At 45.3% G+C, this 6,708-nt stretch carries 8 protein-coding genes; all 8 read right to left on the bottom strand.

Annotated elements, in window-relative coordinates:
- The coding region (locus COT43_08615) for a hypothetical protein (GenBank protein PIS27814.1) at window positions 1-230 on the bottom strand (230 nt) is incomplete at its 3' end.
- Between the two features lie 43 nt (window positions 231-273).
- Window positions 274-873 carry a hypothetical protein gene (locus COT43_08610; GenBank protein ID PIS27813.1) on the bottom strand — a complete coding sequence of 200 codons (600 nt, stop codon included), beginning with the start codon at window positions 871-873 and terminating at the stop codon, window positions 274-276.
- Window positions 874-1,131: 258 nt separating this feature from the next.
- Window positions 1,132-2,523, bottom strand: coding sequence for a DNA-binding response regulator (locus COT43_08605; GenBank protein PIS27812.1), 1,392 nt, complete (start codon window positions 2,521-2,523; stop codon window positions 1,132-1,134).
- A gap of 51 nt (window positions 2,524-2,574) precedes the next feature.
- Entirely contained in the window at window positions 2,575-3,177 is a 603-nt protein-coding gene (locus COT43_08600; protein ID PIS27811.1) for a hypothetical protein, read from the bottom strand.
- Between the two features lie 53 nt (window positions 3,178-3,230).
- Entirely contained in the window at window positions 3,231-3,764 is a 534-nt protein-coding gene (locus COT43_08595; GenBank protein ID PIS27810.1) for a protein-disulfide isomerase, read from the bottom strand.
- Between the two features lie 60 nt (window positions 3,765-3,824).
- Complete coding sequence (locus COT43_08590) at window positions 3,825-5,513, bottom strand: hypothetical protein (protein ID PIS27809.1); 1,689 nt, start codon at window positions 5,511-5,513, stop codon at window positions 3,825-3,827.
- A gap of 12 nt (window positions 5,514-5,525) precedes the next feature.
- The gene (locus tag COT43_08585; GenBank protein PIS27808.1) at window positions 5,526-5,816 is read right to left on the bottom strand and encodes a hypothetical protein; all 291 of its coding nucleotides are present in this window, start codon (window positions 5,814-5,816) and stop codon (window positions 5,526-5,528) included.
- A 27-nt stretch (window positions 5,817-5,843) separates the two neighbouring features.
- Entirely contained in the window at window positions 5,844-6,587 is a 744-nt protein-coding gene (locus COT43_08580) for a hypothetical protein (protein PIS27815.1), read from the bottom strand.
- Window positions 6,588-6,708 lie beyond the last annotated feature (121 nt).

Raw genomic sequence — 6,708 nt, 5'->3', positions numbered from 1 at the left:
AACTCCGGAAGATATTTGTCTGCATGGTAGATCGCAGTATCGAATTCAATATTCCGAAAAAGCCTTTCTTTTTGCGCGCCAACTAACTTTTCGGGAAGCGTGTCTTCCCTCCAAATATTTTGCAAGACACGTTCCCTTTCGCGTCGAAGCGCGTCGATTTTCTTAGAGAAGTCTTCCCCGCATCGAGCAACGGCAAGAGATATAATTTCTTTCAGTAGTTGTTTGTTCATATTTCTATCGACTATGCTACATCGTTAATTACGTCCAACAAGGTCACGGTTCGGGATTCAATCCCCACCCATAACGCGTAAAATGATTCACGTAAACCGAAATCGTCTGCACTTCCAGATTCACTTCGGAATTCGCAACTTCGACCCACGTGTTGCTCTCTTCGTCGAGCCAATAAACGCACAGGTCTTCCGGATCGCCATCGAAAGCGAGATATGCGTAGGAAAGAGTTACCCGTACATCTTTGTCAAATTTCTGACTGGGAAGAAAATCAACAGCCGCGCCGATATTTTCGTCTTCATTATCTCTGACCACGCTGACGGTGATGTCACGATGACGCTCTTCAAAAGCGAAGGGCGGTACTTCAACCATATTGTTGAAGGTCATAAATCCGCCAACAATACCGCCAACTTCCCTTTTGATTTTATCTTGATCGTATCCCCACAATGGTTTTTTTGCCAATGCGTCCACGGCGTCCTGTTTCCACTGAACCCACTGGATCGATTCAGATGCAACACCCTTCTCAATGGTCGGATTTTCAGCCACTTCGGGAGCGGTCAACGAATTTTTGCTACAACCGGAGAAGAAAACGATTCCCAGAACGGAAATCATGAAAACAACCCAAAACAAACTCTTCGATCTCATTTTACACCTCTCATATAATCACAAATTGAAACGTCGAATAGCACAGTGAAAGGTACAAAATTTATACCAACAATGTCAAATCTCTTTTCTCTTAGGTGATCTATCTTCGTTGGAACTTGCGCTTCTCGTCTGAAGCCGGACGATAACTGATTTTAAAACACTCCTTTTATGATCTTTTTTTTAATTATTGATCAGTGTCTCATGAATGACATGTTGGTTAATTTAAACCGGCAAACTGGTTCATATCAACCAGCCGCGTTAAATTGAAATCGGTTTAACTTGTCTGCTGATCCGGTGTTTCCGCATGCGGTATTTGAGCGTTTCCCTTGTAATATTGAGAAGTTTTGCCGCCCGTGTTTGATTGCCGTTTGTTTGAATAATTGCTTTTTGGATTAACTCTTTTTCAATATTCGAGAGTGATACGCCCACCTGTGGTAATTCCACCCAATCTGATTTTAAAATCTCCATCTCTGGACGAATGATTTCTTTCTTAGGAACATTCAGGTGTTTTAGCGTAATAACCTTTTCCGTCTCAAATAAAACCGCCCGCTCGATAACATTTTTCAGTTCGCGGACATTTCCCGGCCATGAATGAGCGACTAACCGGCTCTTTGCTTCGTTCGTAAATCCCTGGATGTTCTTTTTGAACTCAGTATTAAAAATCCTTAAAAAATGTTCTGCAAGCAATAAAACGTCGCCCTCGCGTTGCCTAAGCGGCGGGATGTAAATCGAGGCTACATTCAACCGGTAAAACAAATCTTCGCGGAAAGTGTGATTAACTATGTTCTTTTCGAGATCGCGCGACGTTGCGCTGATAATCCGTGTATCGACGCTGATCTCTTTCGTCCCGCCAACTCGACGAAAGCACTGTTTTTCGATGACCTTCAGAATTTTCGATTGAAGTCCCATGGACATGTCGCCGATTTCATCCAAGAAAAATGTCCCGTGATCCGCGATTTCAAGAAGTCCTCTTTTTCTCTGTCGGGCATCGGTGAAAGCGCCAGGTTCATATCCAAAAAGTTCCGCTTCCAGCAATGTTTCCTGAAACGCCGAGCAGTTGATTTCAATAAACGGTTTTTTCGCGCGGTTACTGATGTAGTGGATTGCTTTTGCAACTAGTTCTTTTCCCGTTCCGGTTTCACCGCGAATCAGAACAGTCGTTTTGATTGTCGTTGCAACGTGCTGAATAAATTGAAACACGCTTTTGATTTCAGAGCTTTCGCCGACGATTTTTTCGCTTTCGGAAATCTCGTTTTTACCGCGGAGATATGCAAGATGCTCATCTTTCGTCTTGCTATCCAACACTTTTTGAATGATGAGGACAATTTCTTCAATATTGAACGGTTTCTTGATATAATCCGACGCGCCAAGTTTCATTGCCCGGACAGCCGTCTGAACATCACCGCTACTCGTGATAATGATAACCGGAATCTGATCGCGCTTGTCCTGAAATTTTTCAAGAAACTCGATGCCGCTCATACCCGGAAGCTGTAAATCCAGAAGAATCAAGTCTGGTTCATCGACTTTTAAAAAACTCATCCCATCTTCGGCGGAAATCAGCGCCGTTACATCATGCCCTTCTGCAGAAAGTACTTCCTGCAGAATGGTTCCAATGCCGCGGTCATCGTCTATAATTAAAACTGAAGCCATAACCGCCCCTATTTTAAGAAGAGACTGGTTCAAATGCAACAGTTAGTTCACTTAAAATATTCCAATCACTCGCGTCGGCGCGGCTTCCGCCTTTAAATTCATCGGCAGTGCCGCCAAAAAGAAGTCGCTGTCCGGCAATTTTTCCAGACCAGTGAGGTTTTCCAGAATAAGCACTTCCGCCTTCATCAAAATATGATGAACCGGGAAATTATCCTGCTCTGATGTTGCCGAATCGGCGCTTGGAAAATCGATGCCAACGCCCGACAGTCTCAAATCGACAATCTTTCGGGCAAAATTATCGGAAAGGTACGGGTGTTCATGAAAATACCGCTTAGCCAACCAATTTTTATCAAACCCGGTATGAATTAAAATCCACGATGGTTTTATTTCCCGAATATTTCTCACCTCACCGTCAGTTAAATCAATCGGAACAGGTTCGCCTGACGGTTTCTTTAAACAAATCGCATTCCCAACAAATCGTTCCGGCGCAAAATCACTTAACATTTTTCCATTTGGATAAAAATGACGCGGCGCATCAATATGCGTCCCGAAATGCGACCCAATATGAATCTCTGACATCGTGATATCTTTACCGAGCGGACTGAAATAACTTTCGATGCGCGGCGACGGTGTATCGCCGGGATAAGTCGGCATCCCTGTTTCAAGAAAATGTGTCAGCGAGACGACATTTCGATAAGTAAACGTCTTTACTTGCCTTCCAGCGCTTCTTTTACAGCCGCAGTTAAACGACCAAATTCTTCCTCATCAAATCCGCAGGTCTGATCAATTATTTTTCCAGTTTTATCAACCAAAAAGGCGCGTGGAATTTGCCTCGACGCAAAAAGGTTATAGACCTTCCTCTCGGGATCGGGCGCTATTGGAAAAGTGAATCCTCTTTCTTGCGCATACTTGATTAATTCTTCTGCTTTGTGCTCCCTGCCAACCGCTAAGATCGCCAAGCCATTATTCCGGTACTTTTGCCAGATGTCGGTTTCAATACGAGGCATCTCTTCGTCACACGACCCGCACCACATCGTAAAAAATGCAACGATCATTACTTTCCCAATCAGATCACCCGAATTCAGTATTTTTCCGTCAATGGTTGTTACCGAGAATGACGGCAGAGTGTCACCAATGTTTATAACGGTTGTTTTTGCAATTTCATCTTGCGAAAAGAGCGCTGTCGCCAACAGCGCAATCGATAGACTAATTTTCCACTTCACTTCCTGACTCCTTGATATAAAATGTTAGAAATCTTACTTTACTACGATTTTTCATCGCATATCATCCAATAATTTTATCTATTTCGATTTTCGGTCTCGGATAACATCAACAATCAATTTAACGCCCAGAATGCCCGCGAATAAATAGCCAATAGTCCCGAACATCGGATAGCCGAGAAGTTTCGGTCCTGCGGCAACCTGAATTAAAAACGACGAACCAAGAATCAGCGCCGTAATAATTAATGCCGACGAGAGCCGGTTCGCCGCGCGGCTGAATTCCCGAACGACCGGCTCTAGATTATGATGCTCGAATCTTATCGTAAATTTTCCGTCCGCGGCATTATCCATAATCGTTCGCATTTTGTCCGGAAACTCACCGACAAGGCTTGAAAAATCTTCCAGAAACAGTATTCCTTGGCGCGCCTTCCGCATAAAATTATATCGGCGAGTGATGATCCTATTAACGAAAGGCCTGAGTTCCTCCATAAAATCAAACTCCGGGCAAAGCGTTCTCGCCAATCCTTCCGCCGTTATAATTGCCTTCAACGCCAGCGAAAGATGAGGCGGAAGCCGCAAACGATATTTCCGAACAATCCCGATGAATTCGGAAAGAACTGCACTGAATTGTAAATCTTTCAGCGGAATGCCAAGATAAGTATCGGCAAGCGCTTCAATATCAAGCGAAAGCGCCGAAGTATTCGTTTTCACATCCGTGATTCCAAGTCGCGAAAATGCACGGATAGTGCGCTTCGGTTCTTTCTTGAAAATGCCGACTAATAAGTCTCCGATTCCGTCGATTGTATCATCATCGATCTGCCCGACCATTCCGTAATCCAGTGGAGCGATTACGTTGTTCTCCAAAACCATTATGTTGCCGGGATGCGGATCGGCGTGGAAAAAGCCAAAATCAAAAATTTGCCGGAAACTCAGATGCGTTCCACGACGCGCGATTTCCTTTCGATTCAAACCGGCAAGATCGAGCGCTTCGATTTCGGATGCCTTAATTCCATCGACATAATCCATGACTAAAAGCCGTTCCGTGCTGAACTCGCTGTAAAATTTCGGTATGAAGATTGTTGGCTCGTCTTCGAAACAACGTCTGAAACGATCGATGTTCCTACCTTCTTTGAAAAAATCCAGTTCACGGTGAATCGATTGATCGAATTCCCGAACGATCAGTACCGGATCCTGCGCGATCTTTTCCTGAAGATATTTGCTTAATATTCCGGCGAAATCGGTCAGGATTTCAATATCCACGTCGATGATCGCCCGTGCGCTCGGACGCTGAACCTTGAGAACGACCTGTTCGCCGGATTTGAGGACGGCGCGATGAACCTGCGCGATCGAGGCGGCGGCGAGTGGCTCCGGATCGATCTCCCGGAAAATCTCCGCCGGATCGGTTTTCAGTTCTTCCCGAACGACTTTTTCAATTTCGGGAAAAGGAGTGGGAGAAACCTTATCCTGAAGTTTCTGAAGTTCGTAGGCGATTTCAACAGGAATCAAATCCGGCCGGAGACTAAGGATTTGTCCCATTTTGATGAATGTCGGACCGAGTTCTTCGACGGCGCTGGTCAACCGTTCGCCGCGCGACTGTCCTTCGGCTATTCGCGTTTTTAGTCGCGGTAAGAATTTTTCACCAAACCGAACAACCAGATCCTGGCGGGCGATATCGACAACATCCGTAAAGCCGTACTTCAAAAGAACGGAAAGGATTTGGTTATAGCGCCGGATGTGACGGAATGTCCGCGAGACGGATGGCAATTTCATGAATGCATACGGCTATTTTTTCTTCGTGCGCGCTTCGACCTTTTTCTTGAGTTCGTCAAATTCTTCGCGCGTCGGAATATCCAGCTTTTTCAATCCTTTAGAAATTTCTTCTTTGACGAATATTTCGACATCGCCCTTGCGTTTCTCGACAGATTTGAGAACATCGGCGAGCGCTTTCTTGCTTTCGTCTTTTGTGATTTCGCCTTTTTTCACCAATTCCTCGACGATCTCTTCCGCTTTTTCTTTCGTCACCGCGGCGGCGCCGATTCCCGCGTACAGAATTTTCTTCAATAAATCAGACATGTTCACCTCCCAATTGATACGACCGAACTATCTTCGGTCGGCTAATTTTGCCAAAAGTCTCAGAATTTCGATGTACAGCCAGACGAGCGTCACCATCAGCCCGAAAGCCGCGTACCATTCCATATATTTCGGAGCGCCTTGTGCTGCTCCACTTTCGATAAAGTCGAAATCCAGCACGAGATTTAACGCGGCAATTGCTACGACAAACAGGCTGAATCCGATTCCCAGCGCGCCGGACGAATGAATGAAGCCGACGTTAATACCAAAAAATCCTAAAACGATCGACACAAGATAAAGCAGAGCGATCGCGCCCGTAGCCGAGACGATTCCCAACTTGAAATTTTCCGTCGGCTTAATGATGCGCGATTTGTACAGAAACAACAGGACGAAAAGCGTCCCGAAAGTCAACGCCACCGCCTGAATGACAATGCCCTTGAACTTCGCCTCGAATACTGCGGAAATGCCGCCGAGAAAAAGTCCTTCCAGCAGAGCGTAGATCGGAGCCGTAATCCGCGCGGATTCTTTTTTAAAAATCGTGATCAGGCTGAAAATGAATCCGCCGACCGCGCCGCCAATCAGCCACGGCGTGACGACCGCCGGATCCCAGGCGTTAAAAAATAGTTTCCAAGTATAACTCGCCGAAACCAACGTCAATAGAAGTAAAATCGCCGTCTTGTTGACCGCGCCCTGAATGGTCATGACGGTTTCTGCTTCATAAGGTCTTAATCCGACGAACGTCTTTGCGTTGAGCGCCGGATTGGCGGTTCTCATCATTTAGTGCTCCTCATTTCATCAATTCAACAACTAATTCAATCTATATTAAAGCGCGCCGAAAATCAAATTGTTTCTGTGTGAAAATATTTTTTTAGATTTCTCATCTTAGGGTTTAAAT

This window comes from Candidatus Marinimicrobia bacterium CG08_land_8_20_14_0_20_45_22 (assembly GCA_002774355.1).
In the GTDB taxonomy this organism is placed as follows: domain Bacteria; phylum Fidelibacterota; class UBA2242; order UBA2242; family UBA2242; genus 0-14-0-20-45-22.
This window is presented reverse-complemented; position numbering and strand designations above follow the sequence as displayed.

Excerpts from the sequence above, each read along its gene's own strand:
- COT43_08610 (PIS27813.1), bottom strand. The coding sequence starts at position 873 with ATGAGATCGAAGAGTTTGTTTTGGGTTGTTTTCATGATTTCCGTTCTG.
- COT43_08605 (PIS27812.1), bottom strand. The coding sequence starts at position 2,523 with ATGGCTTCAGTTTTAATTATAGACGATGACCGCGGCATTGGAACCATT.
- COT43_08600 (PIS27811.1), bottom strand. The coding sequence starts at position 3,177 with ATGCCGACTTATCCCGGCGATACACCGTCGCCGCGCATCGAAAGTTAT.
- COT43_08590 (PIS27809.1), bottom strand. The coding sequence starts at position 5,513 with ATGAAATTGCCATCCGTCTCGCGGACATTCCGTCACATCCGGCGCTAT.
- COT43_08585 (PIS27808.1), bottom strand. The coding sequence starts at position 5,816 with ATGTCTGATTTATTGAAGAAAATTCTGTACGCGGGAATCGGCGCCGCC.
- COT43_08580 (PIS27815.1), bottom strand. The coding sequence starts at position 6,587 with ATGAGAACCGCCAATCCGGCGCTCAACGCAAAGACGTTCGTCGGATTA.